The organism is Provencibacterium massiliense, from assembly GCF_900169495.1.
GTDB classification, from domain to species: Bacteria; Bacillota; Clostridia; order Oscillospirales; family Ruminococcaceae; genus Harryflintia; species Harryflintia acetispora.
The window spans coordinates 96,985-118,386 of sequence record NZ_FWCH01000008.1 but is presented as its reverse complement, the minus strand read 5'-3'; the positions used below and the strand labels follow the sequence as shown (position 1 = coordinate 118,386).

The following is a 21,402-nucleotide window of genomic DNA, read 5'->3' as shown; positions in this document are numbered from 1 at the left end:
GACAAACGAATACCGAAAATGAGGTGATCCTGTGCCCAAGCGCAAGCAAAAACTCAAAAGCGACACGATAGGCTACTGGTTTGTGCTGCCTGCGCTGCTCTTCATGAGCCTGTTTATCGTATACCCGCTGATTTATAACTTTGTCCTGTCCTTCCAGAAGGTCGACGTGATGACCCTGATGGCGCCCCAGAAGGAATGGATCGGCTTTCAGAATTATACCAATGTGATGAAGGGCCCTTATCTGTGGGGGTCACTGAAAAATACATTCGTCTTTACCATCGGCTGTATCGCCTTCCAGTTCTCCATCGGATTCCTGCTGGCGGTGCTCTATACCCAGAAATGTAAGGCCCTCAAGCCGATCAGCGGCTTGCTGCTGATCAGCTACATCATTCCCGGAACGGTCTGTTCCATCCTCTTCAAATTCATGTTTGCCACCAACGGCGGTATCGTCAACGAGCTGTTTATCCAGCTCGGGCTGATCACCCAGCCGATCGAATGGCTCACTCGCCCAGATATGGCGATGTGGTCGGTCATCATCGCAAACACCTGGACCGGCATCCCGTTTAACATGATTCTTTTGGTTTCGGGGCTGGTCAACATCCCGCTCGAGGTCTACGAGAGCGCCACCATCGACGGCGCGAATGGAGCGCAGCAGTTCTTCAAAATCACGGTCCCGTTGCTCAAGTCCTCCATCCAGACGGTCCTGGTCCTCGGGTTCGTGTATACCTTCAAATGCTTTGAATTGATTTACGTCATGACCACGGGCGGTCCGGTCTACTCCACCGAGCTGATGTCTATCTACTCCTACCGGCGCTCGTTTATGGAATTTAACTTCAGCGAGGGCGCGGCGATCGCCAACATCCTGTTTATCATCCTGTTTGCGGTCGGCCTGTTCTATACCAAGCTGATCGGGAAAGACGAGGTGGCCTAGGATGAGTGCGAAAACGAGAAAGCAATTTTTTAAGGTTTTCTGGATCGTCGTGGGCGTGGTCTGCTTCTTGATCATGATGTTTCCGCTGTACTGGATGATTTCTTGTTCACTCAAGACCGAGAGCGAAATCTTTGCGCGGCCGCCCTATTACTTTCCGCCGAATCCGAACTTGGACGCCTACATAACCCAGCTTTCCAACGTGGAGCAGTTCCCAATCATCAATTCCTTTAAAAATAGCATGATCATCTCACTGGCAACCATGGCGATCTCGGTGGTCCTGTCCACCATGGCCTCCTACGGGCTGGCGCGTTTCAACATCAAGGGTAAGAACCTGATCATCTTCCTGTTCCTGGTCTCCCAGATGCTGCCGCAGGTCTTCACCCTGGTGCCCGATTTCATCATCTTCAAGTCGGTCGGGATCTACAACACCTACTGGGCGCCCATCTTCGCCAACTGTACGGTGGCGATTCCCTTCTCGATTCTAATGTTGCGAACCTACTTTTTGAGCATACCGAAAGAGGTGGACGACGCGGCCCTGATCGACGGGTGCAACCACTTCCAGTCCTTCCTCAAGATCATGATGCCGATGGCCTCGACCGGAATCGTCGTCTCCTTCGTCTTCTCGTTCCTGTTCGGCTATGCGGACATGATGTTCAGCCTGACCTTCATCAATGATTCAAGGATGTGGCCAGTCACCACCGGTATCTACAACGTGGTGGGCCGCTACGGGATTGAGTGGAGCCGCGCAATGGCCTTCGGGTGCCTCGCCGTGGCCCCGGTTGTCCTGATCTTCCTGCTCATGGAGCGCTACATCGTCGAGGGCTTGGCCTCGGGCGCGGTCAAGGGCTAAGGTGCATCTGTAAATTTAAGGAGGGACTGTGATGAAACTTTCTTGCCTGTCCAACGTCTATTCCCGCTTCTCGCTGGAGAAGGCGTTCTCCGAGGCGCAGCGCCTCGGGCTCGAGGGGATCGAGGTCTGGGGCGGCCGCCCGCACGCCTACGTCTACGACGTGGACGAGAAGATGGCCGCCACCATCCGGGGCTGGGCCAAGCAGTACGGGGTGGAAATCTGCTCCTACTGCCCGGAAAACTGCGTCTACCCGTACAACCTGTGCTCCCAGAGCGAAAAGGAGCGCTCCGAGACGGTACAGTACTTTAAGGACGCGCTGGACGTCGCCGCCGCCATCGGCGCGCCGATGATCCAGATCACCCCCGGCGACCCCGGCTACGAGGGGGACCCGGACGAGGACTGGAAGCACCTCTGTGAGGGGCTGCGGGAGGTCTGCGCCCACGCCGAGAAGGTGGGGGTGCGGGTGGTCATGGAGACGCTCAGCACCGAGGAGAGCCTGATTTTAAATACGGCCGACGACCTGGTGCGGCTGCTGAAAGCGGTCCCCTCGCCGATGATGTTCGGCATGGTGGACTTCGTCAGCCCCGCGATCATGTACGAGCCGTTCTCGAACTACTTTAAGAAGCTCGGCCCGAAGATGGGGCATATCCACCTGGCGGATTCGGACGGCAAGACGGCCGACCATCTGATGATCGGCGAGGGGGTCATCCCCTTTAAGCAGGTCCTCTCGATGATCAAGAAGTATGATTATCCCTATTATGCGAGCATCGAGCTTTCCCCGATGGGGACCCACGGCGCCGACCCTGAGAGCTATGTCGAGCTCTTCGTCGAGCGGCTGCGGGAGGTCCTCAGTCAAATTTAAGGCAGAAAACCCAAACAACAGGAGAGGAGCAAGAATAAATGGTAATCGACGTACATACGCATGCGGAATTCATGGAGCCGATGTACAAGGGGGACGAGGTGACCCGGCAGCGCAAGAAGATCATGGGGCGAGAGTTTCTGGGATACAGCGACATCTCGATGGCGCTGTTCCAGATGGACCACGCGGGGATCGACAAGCGGGTGCTGCTGCCGCTGGATTTGACCACGCAGTACGGCTGCACCATCGTCTCGAACGATGAGATGAAGAAACTGGTGGAGGAGGCGCCGGAGCGCTTCATCGGCTTTGCCAGCGTGGACCCCTACCGGGAGGACGCCGTGAAGGAGCTGGACCACGCCTTCGGGGAGCTGGGGCTCTCGGGGCTTAAGCTCAACCCCTCGAAGCAGAAGTTCTACCCCACCGATTCGGTCATGAAGCCGGTCTACGAGAAATGCATCGAATACGGCAAGCCCATCCTGTTCCATTGCGGGACCTCCTGGGAGCCGAACACCCCGGCGAAGTACTCGAAGCCCCTGTGCTTCGAGGAGGTGGCCATCGAGTATCCGGAACTCCGGATCGGCCTGGCGCATTTCGGCTGGCCCTGGGTGCAGGACACCGCGATGATGCTGCTCAAGTATCCGAACGTCTACGCCGACACCTCCATGCTCTATTGCGACCGGGCGAAGGACTTCTTCCACCAGATCTTCAAGGTGGACCTCAGCCCGCTGTGGATTGAAAACATGTTCTCGGATAAGGTGATGTTCGGCTCGAACTCGCCGCGCTTCGGGGAAGAGGACATGAAGTACGGGCTCGAGAAGCTGGGGCTGCGGGAAAGAACGCTTGCGAAGGTCCTGGGCGGCAACGCGATGAAATTCTTAGGGATGGAGGACTAAAGGCCATGAAAATGAAACTGGACTCGTTTGAGCTGCGCACCAAGAACGAATTCGATATGATCAACATCACCGAGCGGGTACACAAATTTGTGGAGGAGAGCGGGATCGAAGAGGGGATGGTCTATGTGATGACCGCCCACACGACGACGAGTATCATCGTCAACGAGAGCCTGCCCTGCCTCGAGACGGACATCGAGGAGAAGCTCGAGGAGATGGTACCGAAGGACGCGCAGTATGCGCACAACCACTTCCTGCCGAGCTACGGTGCGACGGGCGGGAACTGCCCGGGACATCTGAAGAGCATGCTCTGCAACTACTTTGCGTACTTCCCGGTCAAGGACGGGAAGGTGGTGCGCGGCCGGGCGCAGGAGATCTACTTCGCCGAGTTCGATGGAATCCAGGACCGCACGGTCTACATGCAGGTGGTAGGGGAATAACCCTCCATTATTAAGATGAAAGACGGTTGCCGGAGCAGGGTCCAGCGCATTGGAGGGCCCGGCGGGAAAGGGAGGATAAGATGAAAGTAATAGCAGTGGGCGATGCGTGCATCGACCTCTACCAGAAGCTGGAGAGGTACTACCCGACCGGAAACTGCGTGGACTTCATCATCAATATTGCGAAATACGGCCTGGAAAGCGCCGTGGTCAGCGTGGTGGGCACCGACCGCTACGGGGACGAGATGATCGAGGTTTTAAAAAAATACAAGGTGGATTCCAGCCACATGCACCGCAAGGAGGGAAAAACCGCCGTGGCGCTGATGGACCTGATCGGGAATGACCGCCTGCACACCAGCTTTGACGAAGGGGTGCTCGAGGGGTTCGATCTGAGCGAGGAGGACTTGCAGTTCATCAAGGGCTACGATGTAATCCACGGGGTGATCTGGGGCAAGGTGAACCACCACATGCCCACCTTCAAGGAGTGGGGAAAGACGGTCGTCTACGACTTCGCCACCGACCTTGACGACCCGGAGATCGAACGGGTGCTGCCCTATGTGGACTACGGCTTCTTCTCCTACAAGCAGGACGACGCCTTCATCCGCGATTATCTTAAAAAGGCGCAGGCAAAGGGGCCGAAGGTGCTGATCGCGACCTTGGGCGAGCACGGGAGCATAGCCTATGACGGGAAGGAATACTACCTGCAGGAGGCACTGCCGGTGACGGTGGTGAACACCGTGGGGGCCGGGGACAGCTTCATTTCGGGCTACACCTACGGGGTGATTAAAGGGCAGGACGTGCCCGGCTGCCTGCGCACCGCCGCCGAGACCTCCGCGAAGATCATCCAGATGTTCGACCCCTATTGATTTGACGAGAAAGGCGGGATAAGCCAATGCCGAAGATCAACATCGAACGGGTGGCGGGGATGAACATCTGCTACCACCTGTTTACCACCGAATATTTCCTCGATTCCCTCTGCCGGCTGGGGATGAAGAGCGTGGAGTTCTGGGGCGGATATCCGCACCAGTTCATCAGTGAAAAATCCTATCCGCCGGTGAAAACCATCCGCAGGATGATCGAGGAGCGGGGATTAAACCTCATCTGCTATACCCCCGAGCAGATCCAGTATTACTACAACATCGCGGCCAGGGAGGACGACATCCGCGAGGACAGCGTCGAGCATTTCAGGCGGTGCATCTATGCCGCCGCCGAGATGGGCGCGCCCAAGATGCTCATGACCTGCGGCTGGGGCTACCAGGACGAGGACCGCGAGGAGGCCTGGAAGCGTTCGCGCGAGTCGCTGCATAACCTCGGCGAATACGCTGGGAAGATGGGGATCATCCTGGCGCTGGAGAACCTGCAGCAGGTGGAGAGCAACCTGATCTATACCCTGCCGCAGCTGAAAAAGATGCTCGACGAGCTTCAGTGCCCTGCCTTCAAGGCGATTGTGGACACGGTGCCCATGCACCTGGCTGGTGAGACGATGAAGGACTACATCGAGGCCTTCGGGGACGACCTGGTGCACACCCATCTGGTGGACGGCAACCCGACCGGGCACCTGGCCTGGGGCGAGGGCGAGCTGCCGCTGGACGAGGACGTGCAGACGCTCTGCGACCTTAGCTACAAGGGGACCATGTCCTTCGAGGTCTGCGGCGGGAACAACTTCGACCCCGAGGGCGAGATGAAGAAGAGCTTCACCCGCATAGGGCCGTATCTTGGCTAGGAGGGCGATATGAACAAGCTGAAATTTGAGCAGTTCGCCATTGGGAGCTTTCATTACCCGCGCTATCCGCTTTGCTATTTCCTCGATTCGGTGCAGCGGCTGGGGGTAAAAAACATCGAGCTCTGGGGCGTGGCGCCGCACCTCTATGTGGACGACCTGACCGGCGCGGACGTAAAGGCCATCAAACGGGAAATCGATGCGCGGGGGCTTCGGCTCATCTGCTACTGCCCGGAGCAGAACACCTATCCCTTCAACATTTCGAGCACCAACAAGGCCCTGCGCGAGCGCAGCATTGCCTTTATGGAGCGCTCGATCGTACTGGGCGCGCAGCTCGGCGCCCCGACCTTCCTGCTCTGCCCGGGGACCGGGTTCTTAAACGAGGACCCCGGGGAGGCCTTTAAGCTCCTGTGCGACGCCGCGCAGCGCCTGCTGCCCACCGCGCACCGGGAGGGGGTCACCATCGTGGCCGAGACTCAAACCTGGCACGACTGCAACATCCTGCACACCGCGGCCGACCAGCGCCGTCTGCTCGACGAGGTGAACGACCCGGCCTTCAAAGCCATGCTGGACGTCAGCCAGATGACGATCTACGGCGACACCATCGCGGACAACCTGCAAATTTTGGGCGACGACATCCGGCATATGCACCTCACCAGCTCCTACAGCGATTCGCTGGACCTGACGCTGCAAGGGGACGCGCTGCGCCAAAAGTACCCGGACGGGCGGCCGCTGAGCACACATATCGGTTTTCGGGCCGGGAACAACCCCATCATCGACTACCTGCGTCAGATGGGAGAGGGGGGTTACTCCCACTACATCAGCCTCGAAATCTGCGCGCGGGAGTGCTTCGGCGACCCGGAGTTCTATGCGCGCGAGGGGCTCGAGATGATGAAGCAGGCACTCTAAGCAAGCTTACTCATTACTATCTCCATTTTATTTTCCGGCCGTCCCGGGACGGCCCTGCCCGGTTCTGAGTGGAACCGGGCGTCTTTTTATCCTTACGGGGGCCCGCTTTCGGTTGACAGCGGGTAGCGCATGTTGTACACTAAGAGGGACAAATCAGCCGCCAGAAGGCTATGCTGAAATACAGAATACGGGGTGGTCAAAATGGATATCAAAGAGTTGCAGCGCCTGAATCCGGACAAGAAGATTTATTCGATCGACGACGAGGCTTATAAGCCCTACGGCCGGGTGCTGGGCGACGTGTGCGTCAAGGACCTGGTGGAGTACATCGACAAAAACATCGAGATTCCCGCCTCCGGCAGCAAGTATGTGCCGAGCGTGCCCGAGCTCGAGGCATTCGATTGCGTCAAGAAGATCGAGGACCTGGTCTATGGCCAGATGGAGGTCGAGGCCGGCTACTGCGCGGGCTACAACGACGTGCTGGGCGGGCTGGAGTTCCATCAGGGCAGCGAGGTGGCCGTCACCACCACCGACACCCTCTTCATCGTGGGCAAGAAGCAGGATATGTCCGACGAGGGCGACATCGACGGGAGCAAGCTCGAGTACTTCTACATCAAGCGCGGCCAGGTCGTGGAGATGTATTCCACTACCCTGCACTACTGCCCGGTCCATGTGGACGATAACGGGTTCTTCACCCTAGTCATCCTGCTCAGAGGAACCAACACCGCGCTGGACCATCCGAGCGCGAACAAGCTCTTCACCAAGAAAAACAAAGGATTTATCTGCCACACCTCCAACACGGCGAAGATCGAGGCCGGTTCCTATCCGGGGCTCAAGGGCGACCTGATCAAGATCAACCTGAAATAAGCCGGGACAATGCTCTTATGCCGCGGGCGGGTACCTTTCGGGTATCCGCCCGTTTGGGGTTTTTTCGGGTGACGGGAAAGGAATGGTGATCAACATGGAGAGACGGTTTCACACGGTGGGGATCGCGGGCCTCGGGCTGATCGGCGGCTCGCTGGCGCTGGCGCTGCAGCGCCTGGGCGGGATCACGGTCTGCGGCTACGACCTCGACGGGGATACCCTCGAAGCGGCGAAGCGCGCGGGTGCGATCGTGCGGGCCAACGAAGGACTGGAGGAGTGCGACCTTGTGGTGGTGGCGCTCTATCCCGGCGCGGCGGTGCACTTTGTCGGGGAGCATATCGCGGAGCTTCGCCCGGGCACGGTGGTGGCCGACTTCTGCGGGATCAAGCGCTTTCCCTGCGCGGTGCTCGAGCCGCTCTGCCGCGCGCGGGGGCTGTATTACCTCGGCGCCCACCCGATGGCGGGCAAGGAGATCAGCGGCTTTGCGGCGGCCGACGCGAACCTTTTTCGCGGCGCGAGCCTGATTCTGACCCCGACCGAGGAGACCGATCCGGCGGCGCTCGCCGCCTTCCAGGAGCTGTGCCGGGAAGTGGGCTTCGGCCGCCTGGTGCGCAGCACCCCCGAGGGGCACGACCGGATCATCGCCTACACCTCGCAGCTCGCGCACATCCTCTCGAGCGCCTACATCCAGAACCCGCTCTCCAGCGACTTTAGCGGCTTCACCGGCGGCAGCTTTCAGGATTTGACCCGGGTGGCGCGGATGAACGGCGAGATGTGGGCCGAGCTCTTTGAGCGCAACCGGGATATGCTCATCGAGCAGATCGATGAACTGACCCTGAAGCTCGGGGAGTACCGACAGGCGCTCGAGAATGAGGATTCGCGGGCGCTTTGGGCGCTGATGGAGCAGGGGACCGCGATCAAGAACCGGCTGCTGGCGGGGGCCAGCGACCCGAAGTGGGAAGAGGTCTGATCCTCTGCGCCGGCCGCGAAAAAGAAGTAAAATTTTGCGGACAAGGTGTTGACAGGGCGGGATTTTTATCGTATAATTATTAGCGTTGTCGGTATGAATCGGCAGCGGTTGCGGGAGCATAGCTCAGCTGGGAGAGCACCTGCCTTACAAGCAGGGGGTCACAGGTTCGAGCCCTGTTGTTCCCACCAGCTAACAAAGGCTTCTGCCGCTGACGGTCGCACCGGCCTTTGTTAGAAATTTGGCCCGGTAGTTCAGTTGGTTAGAACGCTAGCCTGTCACGCTAGAGGTCGTGGGTTCGAGCCCCATCCGGGTCGCCAATTTTTCTTTTTGCACAGTCTTTGCCCCGGATGGGGCGAGAACAGGCCGACCGCTCGCAAGAGCGGGGAAATCGTGCCGGTGGCACGATTTTAGGCCGCGGGTAGAGCCCGTTTATCCGGGTCGCCAATTTGTTTTTCCTGCGCGCGGGCGCATCTTGCCTTTGTAGCTCAGTTGGTAGAGCAGAGGACTGAAAATCCTCGTGTCGTTGGTTCGATTCCGACCGAAGGCACCACGCCGCTGCTTGTGCAGCGGCGAACATGCGGGTTTAGCTCATCCGGTAGAGCGCCACCTTGCCAAGGTGGAGGTAGCGAGTTCGAGCCTCGTAACCCGCTCCAAAGCGCTTGTATTTTCTGCGGAAAATGCAAGCGCTTTTCACATTGTTATAAGCGCGAAGCGCTTCGCGGGCGGAACTAAGCTCCCCCTCGGACCACCTCCGGCCTTCGGCGGGAATAAGGGCAAGGAACGAAGGCAAGTATGTTTCATCTACAATGACCCAATGGCATAAATAAAAAACGATTTGCTTTTGCAAGTCGTTTTTTATTTATCTTGCCTTGACGGGGAGCGCAAAGATAAACCGTAAAGAATGGCGCCCCTTGAAGCAGCACCCTTTACATTTCCTGCCTTCCTATTTTCCTTATGATGTGTTATACTGTAGTCGATTAAATGGAGAAAGGAAGGGTCAAGGAAATGGATCAAAACGTCGAATTTATCCTCGAGCGCCGCGTGGAGCGCACGATGGAGGCCCTGGTGAAAAACCGGATGGAGGCCTACTACGCGCCGAGCGCCGGAAAGGCGAAGGAAGCGGTAATATCCCTCCTGAGAGAGGGGGCCGTCGTCAGCCACGGCGGGAGCCAGACGCTGATCGAGTGCGGAATCATCGACGAGCTGCGCAGCGGCAAATACAACTACCTCGACCGCAGCGCACCGGGGCTGAGCAAGGAGCAGGTGACCGAAATCTACCGGCGTTCCTTCTTCGCGGACTACTACCTCGGCAGCGCCAACGCCATCACCGAGGAGGGCGAGCTCTTTAATGTGGACGGCAACGGCAACCGGGTGGCCGCCTACATATACGGCCCGCAGAACGTCATCCTGGTCGCCGGGATCAACAAGATCGTGCCGGATATCGAGAGCGCGCTGACCCGTCTGCGCAAGATGGCGGCCCCGGCCAACGTCAAGCGGCTGGAGTGCGAGACGCCGTGCTTCCGCACCGGCGAGTGCATGAACTGCCACACGCCGGGGAGGATCTGCTGCGACTACGTGGTGCAGGGCTTCCAGCGGGTTCCGGGGCGGATCAAGGTGGTCCTGGTCGGAGAGCCGCTCGGCTACTGAGGAAAAGGAAAAAGCTGTCCGCTGATGGAATCAGCGGACAGCTTTTATTTTTGGTCGTGTTCAGCCTTCCAGCGCCTTGCGCTCGTTGAGGATATTGTCCAGCAGCTCGGTTTGGTACTGGTAGTTCTCCTTTGCCTTCTTGTTTTTCGACGCGGCATGGGTGTCCGCCGCGCGGAAGGTCAAAAAGAGGCTGTCGCCCAAGGCTTCGGTCAGCGGGTCGTCGCAGAAGACGGTATCCGAAAGCGGGATCTTGCGCCCGTCGTCGAAGGCTTTGTCGCTGTAGGCGCTCAAATCCACGAAGTTGAGCGGGTCGCCGATCATATCGTAGGCGTAGTCGTCCATGATCAGGATCATCGACTCGCCTTCGGTCATCTCCACCGAAAAGCGGGTCTGGGCCGCCATGAAGACCTGGGCGTTCATCCCGGTATCGTCGTCCTCGGGGAAGCCAATCGCCACCACGTCGACGTTGACCTTCCCGTCGCCGTCCCGGTCCACCTCGTACTGCTCGGCGATCTCGCAGAGGCGCTCGCGCTGCTCGTCGCTGATATAGGCCTTGCCCACGATGGTGATGGTCGAGTCGAACTTTTCCTTGGACAGGATGTCGTAGGCGAAGGAGACGAGCATGATGGCGGCCACCACGCCGATGATGGTGTGCCATTTAAAATGGTACCAGTAATTCTCAAACCACTTCTTGGTGCCGAATTTGGGTGGGCCGTTTTCCCACTTTTCCATAATGATAGCCATTCCTTTCTCGGGGAGAAGCGCCCGGGCAGCCGCAGAGAGCCCGGGCGCGGAATCCATGAGTTTGAATCAAAATAATTGCCGCGTGGAAAACACGTACCCTCTCTATAACCTCAGTTTTCGCGGGGCTTCATGGTCGGGAAGGAGATCACGTCGCGGATCGATGCGCTGTTGGTCAGCAGCATGACCAGCCGGTCGACCCCGATTCCGAGCCCGCCTGTCGGGGGCAGGCCGTAGGACAAAGCGTTCAGGAAATCCTCGTCGATGTCGCAGGCCTCGTCGTCGCCCGCCGCCTTGAGCGCCGCCTGATGCTCAAAGCGCTGGCGCTGGTCGATCGGATCGTTGAGCTCGGAGAAGGCGTTGGCGTACTCCCGCCCGGTGATGAACAGCTCGAAGCGCTCGGTGTAGTCGGGGTCGTCCTTCATGCGCTTGCTCAGCGGGGAGATGTCCACCGGATGGCCGGTCAGGAAGGTCGGCTGGACCAGCTTCTCCTCGCAGTACTCCTCGAAGAAGAGGTTGAGGATGTCGCCGATCCCGTGGCGCTCCTCGTATTCGAGATGGTGCTCCTTGGCAAGCGCGCGCGCCTGCTTGAGGGTGGAAACCCCGTTAAAGTCCACCCCGGCGTACTTCTTGACGCATTCCTTCATGCTGATCCGCTCGAAGGGCTTCTCCAGATCGATGGTCAGCTCGCCGTAGGGGATAACCGCGGTGCCGAGCACCTCGTGCGCGACCGTGCGGATCAGTTCTTCGACCAAGTCCATGATCCCGTTGTAGTCGGTGTAGGCCTGGTAGAGCTCAAGCATGGTGAATTCCGGGTTGTGGCGGATGGAAATCCCCTCGTTGCGGAAGACCCGGCCGAGCTCGTAAACCTTGTCGAAGCCGCCCACGATCAACCTCTTGAGGTGCAGCTCGAGGGCTATTCGCAGGTACATGTCCATGTCGTGCGCGTTGTGGTGGGTGATAAAGGGCCGCGCCGCCGCGCCGCCGGCCTGGGTGTGCAGCACCGGGGTCTCCACCTCGATGAAGCCCTTCCCGTCGAGGAAGGAGCGGATGGCGGTGATGATCCGCGAGCGCTTGACGAAGGTGTCCTTGACCTGCGGATTCATAATCAGGTCGACGTACCGCTGGCGGTAGCGCATTTCGGTGTCCTTGAGCCCGTGGAATTTTTCGGGCAGCGGGGAGAGGGACTTGGTCAGGAGGGTGACCTCCGTCGCCTTGATGGAAACCTCGCCCCGGCGGGTGCGGAACACCTCGCCCCGAACGCCGATGATATCGCCGATGTCCCAGTATTTCAGCTGGGCGAAGCACTCCTCGCCGATCATGTCGATCTTGACGTAGAGCTGGATCCGGCCGCTGGAGTCCCGCAGATCGAAGAAGCTGGCCTTGCCCATGTCCCGCCAGGCCATGATCCGGCCCGCCAGGGAGACGCTCTTGCCCTCGTACTCCTCGAAGTGCTCCTGGATGTCGTTTGCGTAGGCATCGGTTTTATAAGAGGTCTGCTGGAAGGGGTCCTTCCCCTGGGCTTGCAGATCGCTCAGCTTTTCGCGGCGCACCCGCAGCACCTCGGAAAGGGATTGCTCCTCGCTTTCCGGGGTTTGGTTCTGTAGCTCCTGGTTGTTCTCTGACATTACACAACACATCCTTGTCGTTTGGGGCGCTCGCCCACGTTTTAAAGCAGAGACACCTCTGCTGCCAATATCCCTTATTATAACAAAAAGCGGGCTTTTTGCAAAGCCCGCAAAGGATTTTCTTTGTAAAATCCGCTCTCAGATCGAGATTTCCAGGATTTCATACTGGACGGTGTCGCCCGAGGGGAGCTTGACGTCCACCTTCTCGCCGACCCCGTGGCCGAGCACGGCGGCACCCACCGGGGACTCGTCGGTGATGGTGTCCATGTCCGCGCTGCTCTCCACGGCGCTGACGATGCGGTAGCTCTCGATATCCCCGAATTCCATGTCCTTTATTTTAACGGTGGTGCCGATGGAAACTGTGTCGGTCGAGAGGTGCTCGTAGGAGATGACCTTGGCATTCTTGAGCTGTTCCTCCAGCTTTTGGATGCGGGCCTCCACTAACGCCTGCTCGTTTTTCGCCTCGTCGTACTCGCTGTTTTCCGACAGGTCGCCGAAGCCGCGCGCGACCCGGATCTTCTCCGCGATCTCCTGACGCTTTTCGACCTTGAGGTTCTCCAGCTCGTCAACGAGAGCCTGATAACTGGCGCTGGTCATGATGAGTTCTTTCGCCATGAACCGGTTCATTCCTTCCGTAGTCAGATTCGGCCCCCGCGCGGGAGCGCGGGAGCAGGACGGGCGGGAAGCGCAATTGCCCATCCCGCAAAAAAGGTCCGGCGGGAGGGATATTTGGCTCCTCCCGCGGACAATAAGAGTATTATATGCAAACCGGGAGAGGTTGTCAAGCTGTAAACGGTGAAATTATCTAAAAATTCACCTTTTTCTCGGTTTTGTTCTAGTATACCCGATGAAATTTTATATTTCGCGCAAAAGTATTCCAGCTTATTCCAAAATCCGTACCTGTTCCTGGTTTTGCGACAGCTGAGCGGCGATCTGGGGCACCGTGACGCGGCGGCTTTTGCAGAGCATCGAGCTGGCGCACAGCCCTCCGACCGCCTCGACGCCGCACAGCTGCCACAGGGCGGTGTAAAATTCATCCCGGTCGATCCCCGGCGGAATTGCCTCGTCCGCCTCGGGCAGGCCGTAGTGCGGCAGTACCAGGGAAAGGTTGTGCTCAATCGGCTCGGCGCGCATGGAAAATACCGGCACCGGATAAAAGGAGGGGAGGGGCAGGGCGCCGAGATCGAGCAGTGCGGCGCAGCCGCCGAGCGCCGGGAGCTCCCCCGTGAAGGTGATGGGTGCGCCGTATTCCTCGAGCATCCGCTCGGCGTAGGGGGCGTAGCGTTCGGGGCGGTCGGTGCAGACCAGGACGACGGGACAGTACTTGATCAGCTTTTCGAGCAGGAAGGGGTAGAGGCACTCGGGGTCGATCAGCCCCACCCGCCGGCAGTAGAGGGGGAGTGCGCTGCGCTGCAGCGCGCGCAGCAGGGTGTTGCAGAGGACTTCGGCGCGCAGACGCGCGACCTGGTCCTCGCTGACGGCTAGGCGAAAGCCCTGCGGCAGGGTGAGGCCGCGCGCCGCCAGCGCGCCCCGCCGCCCGGTGAGCAGGCTGCGCTCATGCGCTTGCAGCAGGCGGCCGTCCTTCCAGTAGGCGCGCACGTCGAAAAAGAAGCTGCCGCAGACTTCGATTTTTTGTATCTCGGGCTTCGGCGGCTTTATTTTGTCCCGCAGCGACCGGGTTATTCTCCGCAGCGCGCCGCCCTGTGGCGGCGGCAGCTCATCAAAGGTTACGAACATCGTACGTCCTCCCGCCCATCTTGTCCGGAACAGTCCGGCTTTTCATCCGCACCCTATACATATGCCCGGCCCTTTCAAAAAAGTCGCGAAAGGGCGCGCCTTTTTTCTTCAGGGCGGGGGTTGACGCTGCGCCCTTCTCAAAGTATTGAAAGCTGCGCTTCCAATACTTTCATATGGGTGCTCCCGGAAAGGGCGGGTGTTTTTTGGAGGGCCTGAGGTTGCCGCATGGCTGTTCCTGAAACGGAATTTTTGGGGGAAGCGGGGTTGTCCAAAATTTTATGAAAAACCTTCTTGACAAGGGAATGGATATTGGGTATAATATCAAAGGTACTCACGGGGGCGTAGCTCACTTGGGAGCCCGGTTGAAGCGGTAAACAACCCCCGTACAGGGAACATAAAAATTAAACATCACAATCTCTCTTATCTGGGGGTATAGCTCAGCTGGGAGAGCGCTTGAATGGCATTCAAGAGGTCAGCGGTTCGATCCCGCTTATCTCCACCATCACCAAGAGATTGTGAACGAAAACCTCACTTCTTCGGAAGTGGGGTTTTTGCTTTATGCAGCGATGGCAACGATGTCCATGCCCATGCTGAACTGCTCAAAGTCAATGTTAAAGTCGATATGCAACTTGTAGTCCCGGTAGACCTCCACCCGCTTGATAAGGCAGTTGACGATCATTTTCTTTGCCTCCATGCTGGCGGTGTCGTACATATCAGCCCAAGAGATAATGTCATCGTATTGGGCGTTCAAGTGTTCCAGCACAGCCTGTCCTTCGTCATAGGCCAGTTGCGCCGCCTCAAGCTGCTGCTGAACTTCGAGACATTTTGTCTCACAGTCAGAAATCAGAGAGCCGAGCAAGTCCTGCGAAAAAGCACTTTCGCCGCGCAGGGATTTAATGACCTCGGCCTTCAGCATATTCAGCTCGGCAGATACTTTTGTATGTTCGGCCCGGATGCTGCGGAGCAGCGCTTTCCGTTCCTCCATCTTTTCTTTGTATCGGATATTGACGATCTCACTTTTGGGGACAGCTTTCATACGCTCAAAGATCTGTCGCACCACCTTATCAATGATGCCGTCAAGGGTATGTGCCGTGTACCCGGTCTGACCGTCACATTCCGTTTGCTTGCGGGTTTTGCCGTAGCAGATATACCGTACACGCTTTACAATGCGGTTTGGATCGTCCTTGCAGGGATAAGCCTTGCCGTTTGTGGTGAGTGAGAGCCGGGAGCCACAATGACCACAAAACACATTCCCGGCCAGCAGGGACTGGCCTCGGGTGTTGAGAGGAACACGGCGCTCCTGTTCGGCAGAATTGGCACGGGAAGTGCGGATATGCTGTGCGGCCTCAAAGAGTTCCGGCGGGATAATCTGCAAGTGCAGCAGCACTTGGGATCGGCTATCGCCGCTGCGGAGTACGCCGGTATAGGTGAGGTTGCAGATGATACCCCGGATGCTGGCGTGGTGCCACATCTTACCCGACCTTGCCCGATACCCGAGCTTATTCAGATAGGTGGCGATCCGCTGGGCTCCGTAGCCCTCATGCACATACTTGTCAAAGATAATCCGCACCACAGCGGCCTCGGCCTCGTTGACAACCAGCTCATAAACCTCATGCTTTCGCTTGTTGAAGCGGCCACTTTTTACGAGATCGTAGCCGTAGGGAGCAAGCCCGCCTTTGAAACCGCCGTCCTCGACAAGCTGGCCGAGGGCGGTTTTTGTGCGGATAGAAGTCTTTTCGCTTTCACCGTCAGCTTGCCAGAAGCGGATATAGTTGGTGAGTTTGTCGGTGTGGGTATCAAAACGCTGCTCACCCTCTTGGGTACTCCATACCCGGATGCCGTTCTTGACAAACCATTCCACCACAAAGGGCGTTTCGTCAGCGATACGCCCGATGCGGTCAAACATGAACACCAGCAGAATATCGAACTTGCCCTGCTTGGCCCGTTCTTTGATGATTTGGAGTTTGTCGCGGTTTTCGGCCCGTACCTTGTGGCCGGATACGCCGTCCTCCTGTTCTTCGTGAACAATCGTCCAGCCCATCTTTTCACAGAAGCGGTGGCACTCTCTGCGCTGCATGGGGATGTCGGCTTGGCTTTTATCGTCATAGTCCACTTGCTTGTCGGTGGACACTCTATACAAACAGTCAACGCGAGTTCCGATAAGAATGTTATTTTCCATATTGATCCGTCCTTTCATTTGTCATAAGGGCAAACCAAAAGAGCGAATCAATACGCGGGAGATATGAACTTTTCAAGGTACATAGGGGCTACCCCCACTATTATTATCGCTCCGATTGGGGTGGATTGCAAGGATGTCGCCGTGGGTATGCTTGGCGGCATTGTTGGCAAAAGAGGATAGCAAAATCTGTTTCACATGGCCGAGGGCCGTTGTGTTTCTGCTATCGGCAAAGGTAGCGGATATTTGATAACCGTCAATGGCGAAAGTGGTTAATTCTCTTGTGCGCTCCATAGATGACCTCCTTCACAAATGGCGTAGAACTGATTGATCCCCGTTGTCTGTTGGGGAAACACGAAAAGGCGGCACCCGCGATTGGGTGTCGCCCTTTTGCCTTTCTCCACATTGGGACAATTTGTCTCGAAGTTAGAATAAGGAGCGCCGCGCTCATTTTCTTGGCCCGTCATAAGACAGCTATACTCGGCGCGACGCTCCTTGCTGGGGTGGTGCGGCAGCTCCGGGGGACAGGCTGCCAGCCTGTCCACTCGCGGATCGTGGCCGTGGGGTGGCAAGTCCCCACTTGCGGCGTTGGTGTGGATCGCTCGTCCTCCGTGTTGGAGAAGTCCTGGCGCACCCGCCGCCCGGCTCCTCGCACTATGCCCGGAGCCGCCGCTATTCAGTTGTGGAGAGGATCAACTCCTCTCATATACCAAGGACATTTGGAAGATGTTTTTTAACCCCCTACATCAAACATTTTGCAAATATTTTTTCATGGACTTCAAACCCTGCTGGATAGATTTATGTACGGCGGCCACGCTTACGCCATCGGCCTCGGCAACCTCAGTCATGCTCTTGCCTTCAATGATACAGGCATCAATGCGAAGCCCCTGCGTTTCGGGCAAAGTGTTCAGCGCGTTCCACAGATCGCAGAAACGCTCCATGCGCTCCAGCAGCTCCTGCGGGGTCGGCTCGGAAAGGCAGGCAGAGTATTCGATCCCATCATCACAGTCGAGGGAATACTGTGCCTTATTGCGGATTATCCGCCGCTGGTAGGCAGCCTCATACAGCTTGTCGGCCCGCAGCTCGGCGGCCACTTCATCGGAAACTTCGATATATTCATCATGGGTGTGCCAAGAGTAAAAGTCCTTCAGATTGATAGTAGTCATTATATTTTCCTCCGTTCAGATTTTTGTTGTGGGTGGACGATCTGAACGGGGGATGGCGGGGATCGGCAGCCGGGGCCGCCCCTGCCTACCTCGGGACAACTTGTCCCAAGGTGGGTATAGAAAAACGCGCTCGCATGGCGTGATGCCACACAAGCGCGTGAAATGACATTATTCTTAATGTACTGGCAAATTTCGCGTCCAATGCCGGACTTGCCCGGAGGGGGAGCTACGCTTTTTTTAGCTGGTGAAGATCATGCGTACTATGAAAAAGCAAAATGAACACGACGATCCCTCCTCGGAAACCGCCGTGTTCCTCATAAAGTCGTCGTATAACGCGGCGGCTTTAATTGACAGCCGCCGAAAACAAAAGAGCCGATAATCCGCGCCTGAGGGCTAACGGGTTATCGGCTCTGCGTCTGTGCGTCTGGCTCTGTGATAACTAAAATCTTAAATTTTTCTACGCTGATTAAAGTTTCTTGTTTGCATTTAGGACAAAACAAAGGAAAGTTTTTCAGCTCAGTATCTAACCGCAGCTTGATACGAGTTTTACTGTTACAGACAGGACATAGCAGCCACTCGAAGCTATCCATATCGTTCATTTCAAATTTCCCTGAGCGTCCAAACTTTTTGAGCTGTGATAACAGAACCAATCGCAATTATCATAGCCAATAGGAAGAACGAAAACTGTATTCCACTTATTGCCACTGTGTAAACATCGAAGAATTTTAATGGCGTTAAGCAGTACAGCATTGGAGCTTCAAGATATTCGGCGGTGATGCTGATGCCATAAAAGAGCAATAATATTCCCGCGCCTATCCGAACAGCCCCTTTATAGGTTCTCGTCAGGCTGGAGGCCAGAAGCGTGATTGCAAACAAAGTCAACCCTGTCAAAAACAGGCCCAATGTGGTGGTAAAAGCAGCGTTTCTTTGCTCTAAACCGCCTAGCGGTAAAATGGCGGTAAAATAATTACATAACCCGCTGAATACCGCAAGTGCAAGCAAATTACATACACAGGCAACTGCTTTGGCACAGACAACCTTGTTGCGACCCACTGGTTTTGTAAATAGATATTCTGCCGTTCCCTGCGCCTGTTCTTTCGCTACACACGAAACACCGAGATAGACCGCATAGCTGTTGGTTAGCATCGTGACCCAATAATACATACAGCCATACCAGCCCAAAGCAGAAGTCAGATCACCGCTCACACCAAACATAGCTTTCAGAATTTTCGGAAAATTCGATATTAGCCCTGTCAGCTCATTGAGGCTTTCCTTTAGTGACAAATACTCAAAGTAAGCGAAGCCACACAAAATCAAGACAATTCCCATCCAGATCAGCAGTAGTTTTCTTGTTAAGCGCAGCTCGTTTTTCACTAACGCCTTCATTCGTTTCCTCCTTTACACAGCCAACGCAATATCCCGCTTCAAGATTTTCCAGTATGCCAGCAGCGCAAACCCAAACAGCAGGAGCAGATACCAGAGCATATAGTCCCATGAATAAGTTCCAGCATTGTGGATTTCCGCTGGACTGAAAAAAGAAAACGGCGATAAAAAGCCGATTGCCCGGATATTGACAGTCCTCGAAAAAGAAGTGATACAATATTCCACAAACACAACCAATCCGGCTGTCAGAAGTGGGGAACGATTATTGGGGTGAAATATTCCAACCATCAGTCCCAATAGTGCAAAAAAGAGGGAGATGAGAATAAACGAACCTGCCACCAAGAAAAATTCCCCGATGGGAAATCCGAAACGGAACAGAGTCATCGTTAGAAATGAAGTCGCCAGATAAAAAATCCCTGTTACACATATTCCGGCAAGCGCACATAGCAGCTTTCCCATATAAATCTGTTTCCGTCCACAAGGCTTTGTGTATAAGTATTCAGCCGTATTTCCCGTACACTCTTCTGTATGTAACGACAGCCCCAAGTGCATCCCGAAAATCCCCCCTGCAACCATAAAAAAGCCTGTGAGGAACGAGTACATACCAAGTGGCTCCATCAATAGCTCCAGAGAAATACCAACCGTTTCAAAAAAGCCTCCCTGTGTAAATTCCACAGGCAAAGTTTCCACCGTTTCAATCATGCCATAATACACTGGCGTCATGGAGAAGATACAGACCGCAAGAGTTGCGGCCCAAATCAGAATATATTTTCGTTTTCGTTTCCATTCAAATCGAAAAATCAACATAACGACCTCCTATTCGTAGTAGTGGAGGAATACTTCTTCCAATGACGGTTCCTCAATTAAAATATCCTCCAGCTCCAGCCGATGAAGCTGGTTCATAATCATCATAACTGGTCCGCTGAACATAAAGGATACAGAAGTCTTGCTCTTGTCCCACTCTAAATTAGCCGTACCGGGAACAGAAAAGAAATCCTCTGGAATGGCGCTTTTTGCTGTCAGCGAGATTTTCTTGTATCCGTTTTCCCGCAGTTCCTTCATGGATTGAACACTGATCAGCTTCCCCTCCCGCAGAATGGCTACACGGTCACAAAGTCTTTGCACCTCACTCAAAACGTGGGAGGACAGAAAAATGGTCACACCTCGTTTGTTTTCTTCTTTCAGAATATCATAGAAAGCCTGCTGGATGAGCGGGTCAAGGCCACTGGTAGGCTCGTCCATAATCAGCAACTTCGGAGAGGGTAACAGAGCCGACACAATGCCAACTTTTTTCTTGTTCCCTAAAGACAAATCGCCAATTCGCCTGGATAAGTCTAAATTCAACCGCTCCGCTAATTCTTCCATCCGGCTGTGGGCATTCACACCATAGAGTTCTGCTGTGTAGAAAAGCATTTCTTTTACTTTCATATTGTTGTAGTAACAGTTTTCGCTGGGAAGATACCCCACATCCTTTGCGATACGGGCGGGCTCCCGACTACAATCTAACCCAAAGATAGAGGCTCCTCCGTTGGAGGGTTTCAGCAGGCCCATTAGAGTACGGATTGTGGTAGATTTTCCTGCTCCATTGGGGCCAATAAAGCCGAAAACCTCGCCTTGTTCAACAGTAAAGCTAATGTTTTCAATTCCTCGATGTTTTCCATAGCTTTTTGTAAGTTCGTTTAGGACAATTACCGGCTTGCTCATGGCAAATATTCCTCCTTGTAAAAGTTGTGTTTCAACATATCTAGGATGTTTCGAAACTCTTTCATCATGCTGTCATAATCCACTCCACTTTCCAACTGAACGGACATACCCTTTGCAAGCATCATAAGCATCTGAAACACTAATTCTGCATCCTCCGGGTGTCTGAATTTTTTATAATCCCGCTCATGCAGAACAAGCGATGCGATATATTTTTCATTTGCTTCTGAAAATATGGCACTTTTCAATTCAGGCGTTGGTTCCACTGCCACACTTGCAATAAACGACGCAATATGCGGGTGCTTTTTTAAGATTTCCACTTTCATAACGCTGGCTTCCCATACACGGTCAAAGAAATCCGTAGTTTCCTCCAATGCACTCGTGTTATAGGCTTGCTTCATTTGGGCAGCGCAGTAATCAAATAAATACTGGTAAAGTGTCTGCTTATTTCCAAAATACTGGAATATAGACGCCTTTGAGATACCTGCCGCTACCGCAATATCATTGATTGACGTTTTTTCATATCCATGTCTTGCGAAACAGGCAAGCGCCGCATTACGGATTGTTGCCTGTTTCTCCTGTGAAAGCGCTAAAAATTTTTCCATTACTATTCTGCTCCTTCAAATAACCGAATCGGTTATTTGTATACAGTGTAACATAAATAACCGAATCGGTCAAGACGTTTTGCGCTATTTTGAGAGGAGCGCACGAATGGCAAGCAGGGCAAGTGTAGCCACACTTGCTATTTTTGCATCCCGTGGGGGCTGCAAAAACGCTTGTTGGGGAGCCTCCCCAA

23 protein-coding genes and 5 tRNA genes are annotated in these 21,402 nt (G+C 55.5%); 16 read left to right on the top strand and 12 right to left on the bottom strand.

Features of this window, described 5'->3' with window-relative positions; all coding sequences use genetic code 11:
- Window positions 1–31: 31 nt before the first annotated feature.
- The 15 genes from B5477_RS01425 to B5477_RS01355 all read left to right on the top strand — a co-directional run bounded on the left by B5477_RS01425 (window position 32) and on the right by B5477_RS01355 (window position 10,074).
- On the top strand, window positions 32–931 hold the full coding sequence (locus B5477_RS01425) for a carbohydrate ABC transporter permease (protein WP_242942091.1): 900 nt from the start codon (window positions 32–34) through the stop codon (window positions 929–931).
- Between the two features lies 1 nt (window position 932).
- Window positions 933–1,781, top strand: a complete 849-nt coding sequence (locus B5477_RS01420) for a carbohydrate ABC transporter permease (protein WP_079698032.1) — start codon at window positions 933–935, stop codon at window positions 1,779–1,781.
- Window positions 1,782–1,812: 31 nt separating this feature from the next.
- Window positions 1,813–2,643: a TIM barrel protein gene (locus B5477_RS01415; RefSeq protein WP_079698031.1), complete on the top strand. Its 831-nt coding sequence runs from the start codon at window positions 1,813–1,815 to the stop codon at window positions 2,641–2,643.
- A gap of 38 nt (window positions 2,644–2,681) precedes the next feature.
- The gene (locus B5477_RS01410) at window positions 2,682–3,533 is read left to right on the top strand and encodes an amidohydrolase family protein (protein ID WP_079698030.1); all 852 of its coding nucleotides are present in this window, start codon (window positions 2,682–2,684) and stop codon (window positions 3,531–3,533) included.
- Between the two features lie 5 nt (window positions 3,534–3,538).
- Window positions 3,539–3,970, top strand: coding sequence for a secondary thiamine-phosphate synthase enzyme YjbQ (locus tag B5477_RS01405; protein ID WP_079698029.1), 432 nt, complete (start codon window positions 3,539–3,541; stop codon window positions 3,968–3,970).
- 80 nt (window positions 3,971–4,050) lie between these two features.
- Window positions 4,051–4,833, top strand: a complete 783-nt coding sequence (gene frlD / locus B5477_RS01400; RefSeq protein WP_079698028.1) for a fructoselysine 6-kinase — start codon at window positions 4,051–4,053, stop codon at window positions 4,831–4,833.
- Between the two features lie 26 nt (window positions 4,834–4,859).
- Window positions 4,860–5,690, top strand: a complete 831-nt coding sequence (locus B5477_RS01395; RefSeq protein WP_079698027.1) for a sugar phosphate isomerase/epimerase family protein — start codon at window positions 4,860–4,862, stop codon at window positions 5,688–5,690.
- Window positions 5,691–5,699: 9 nt separating this feature from the next.
- Window positions 5,700–6,596, top strand: coding sequence for a sugar phosphate isomerase/epimerase family protein (locus B5477_RS01390; protein ID WP_079698026.1), 897 nt, complete (start codon window positions 5,700–5,702; stop codon window positions 6,594–6,596).
- 201 nt (window positions 6,597–6,797) lie between these two features.
- Window positions 6,798–7,460 (top strand): DUF4867 family protein, encoded by a 663-nt coding sequence (locus B5477_RS01385; protein WP_079698025.1) that lies wholly within the window; start codon window positions 6,798–6,800, stop codon window positions 7,458–7,460.
- A 94-nt stretch (window positions 7,461–7,554) separates the two neighbouring features.
- A complete protein-coding gene (locus tag B5477_RS01380) occupies window positions 7,555–8,427 on the top strand; it encodes a prephenate dehydrogenase (RefSeq protein ID WP_159448889.1) in 873 nt (290 codons plus the stop codon).
- A 112-nt stretch (window positions 8,428–8,539) separates the two neighbouring features.
- Window positions 8,540–8,615: transfer RNA gene (locus tag B5477_RS01375), tRNA-Val, on the top strand.
- A gap of 52 nt (window positions 8,616–8,667) precedes the next feature.
- Window positions 8,668–8,744 (top strand) — tRNA-Asp (locus B5477_RS01370).
- A gap of 157 nt (window positions 8,745–8,901) precedes the next feature.
- Window positions 8,902–8,977: transfer RNA gene (locus B5477_RS01365), tRNA-Phe, on the top strand.
- A 27-nt stretch (window positions 8,978–9,004) separates the two neighbouring features.
- A tRNA-Gly gene (locus tag B5477_RS01360) sits at window positions 9,005–9,080 on the top strand.
- A 352-nt stretch (window positions 9,081–9,432) separates the two neighbouring features.
- Complete coding sequence (locus B5477_RS01355; RefSeq protein ID WP_079698023.1) at window positions 9,433–10,074, top strand: lactate utilization protein; 642 nt, start codon at window positions 9,433–9,435, stop codon at window positions 10,072–10,074.
- A gap of 60 nt (window positions 10,075–10,134) precedes the next feature.
- On the opposite strand, the gene B5477_RS01350 is transcribed toward B5477_RS01355, so the two are convergent.
- From B5477_RS01350 to B5477_RS01335, 4 genes are all read right to left on the bottom strand, one after another.
- The gene (locus B5477_RS01350) at window positions 10,135–10,806 is read right to left on the bottom strand and encodes a hypothetical protein (protein WP_079698022.1); all 672 of its coding nucleotides are present in this window, start codon (window positions 10,804–10,806) and stop codon (window positions 10,135–10,137) included.
- A 122-nt stretch (window positions 10,807–10,928) separates the two neighbouring features.
- Window positions 10,929–12,443, bottom strand: a complete 1,515-nt coding sequence (lysS, locus tag B5477_RS01345; RefSeq protein ID WP_079698021.1) for a lysine--tRNA ligase — start codon at window positions 12,441–12,443, stop codon at window positions 10,929–10,931.
- A 138-nt stretch (window positions 12,444–12,581) separates the two neighbouring features.
- Entirely contained in the window at window positions 12,582–13,058 is a 477-nt protein-coding gene (gene greA, locus B5477_RS01340; RefSeq protein WP_079698020.1) for a transcription elongation factor GreA, read from the bottom strand.
- Window positions 13,059–13,325: 267 nt separating this feature from the next.
- Window positions 13,326–14,180, bottom strand: coding sequence for a hypothetical protein (locus B5477_RS01335; RefSeq protein ID WP_079698019.1), 855 nt, complete (start codon window positions 14,178–14,180; stop codon window positions 13,326–13,328).
- 426 nt (window positions 14,181–14,606) lie between these two features.
- Between B5477_RS01335 and B5477_RS01330 the strand changes: the two genes are divergently transcribed.
- Window positions 14,607–14,682 (top strand) — tRNA-Ala (locus tag B5477_RS01330).
- Between the two features lie 54 nt (window positions 14,683–14,736).
- Here B5477_RS01330 and B5477_RS01325 read toward each other — a convergent pair.
- The 8 genes from B5477_RS01325 to B5477_RS01290 form a co-directional block, all read right to left on the bottom strand.
- Window positions 14,737–16,359, bottom strand: coding sequence for a recombinase family protein (locus tag B5477_RS01325; protein ID WP_015574134.1), 1,623 nt, complete (start codon window positions 16,357–16,359; stop codon window positions 14,737–14,739).
- 72 nt (window positions 16,360–16,431) lie between these two features.
- Window positions 16,432–16,650 (bottom strand): hypothetical protein, encoded by a 219-nt coding sequence (locus tag B5477_RS01320; protein ID WP_015574135.1) that lies wholly within the window; start codon window positions 16,648–16,650, stop codon window positions 16,432–16,434.
- 452 nt (window positions 16,651–17,102) lie between these two features.
- Window positions 17,103–17,522, bottom strand: coding sequence for a sigma-70 family RNA polymerase sigma factor (locus B5477_RS01315; protein ID WP_015574136.1), 420 nt, complete (start codon window positions 17,520–17,522; stop codon window positions 17,103–17,105).
- Window positions 17,523–17,923: 401 nt separating this feature from the next.
- Window positions 17,924–18,112 (bottom strand): cysteine-rich KTR domain-containing protein, encoded by a 189-nt coding sequence (locus B5477_RS01310; protein ID WP_117508171.1) that lies wholly within the window; start codon window positions 18,110–18,112, stop codon window positions 17,924–17,926.
- A gap of 10 nt (window positions 18,113–18,122) precedes the next feature.
- Window positions 18,123–18,908: an ABC transporter permease subunit gene (locus tag B5477_RS01305; protein ID WP_015574138.1), complete on the bottom strand. Its 786-nt coding sequence runs from the start codon at window positions 18,906–18,908 to the stop codon at window positions 18,123–18,125.
- Window positions 18,909–18,920: 12 nt separating this feature from the next.
- A complete protein-coding gene (locus tag B5477_RS01300) occupies window positions 18,921–19,712 on the bottom strand; it encodes an ABC transporter permease subunit (protein WP_015544018.1) in 792 nt (263 codons plus the stop codon).
- 9 nt (window positions 19,713–19,721) lie between these two features.
- Complete coding sequence (locus tag B5477_RS01295; RefSeq protein ID WP_015574139.1) at window positions 19,722–20,609, bottom strand: ABC transporter ATP-binding protein; 888 nt, start codon at window positions 20,607–20,609, stop codon at window positions 19,722–19,724.
- The gene (locus B5477_RS01290; protein ID WP_015574140.1) at window positions 20,606–21,211 is read right to left on the bottom strand and encodes a TetR/AcrR family transcriptional regulator; all 606 of its coding nucleotides are present in this window, start codon (window positions 21,209–21,211) and stop codon (window positions 20,606–20,608) included. The genes B5477_RS01295 and B5477_RS01290 overlap by 4 nt, the downstream gene beginning before the upstream one ends.
- Window positions 21,212–21,402 lie beyond the last annotated feature (191 nt).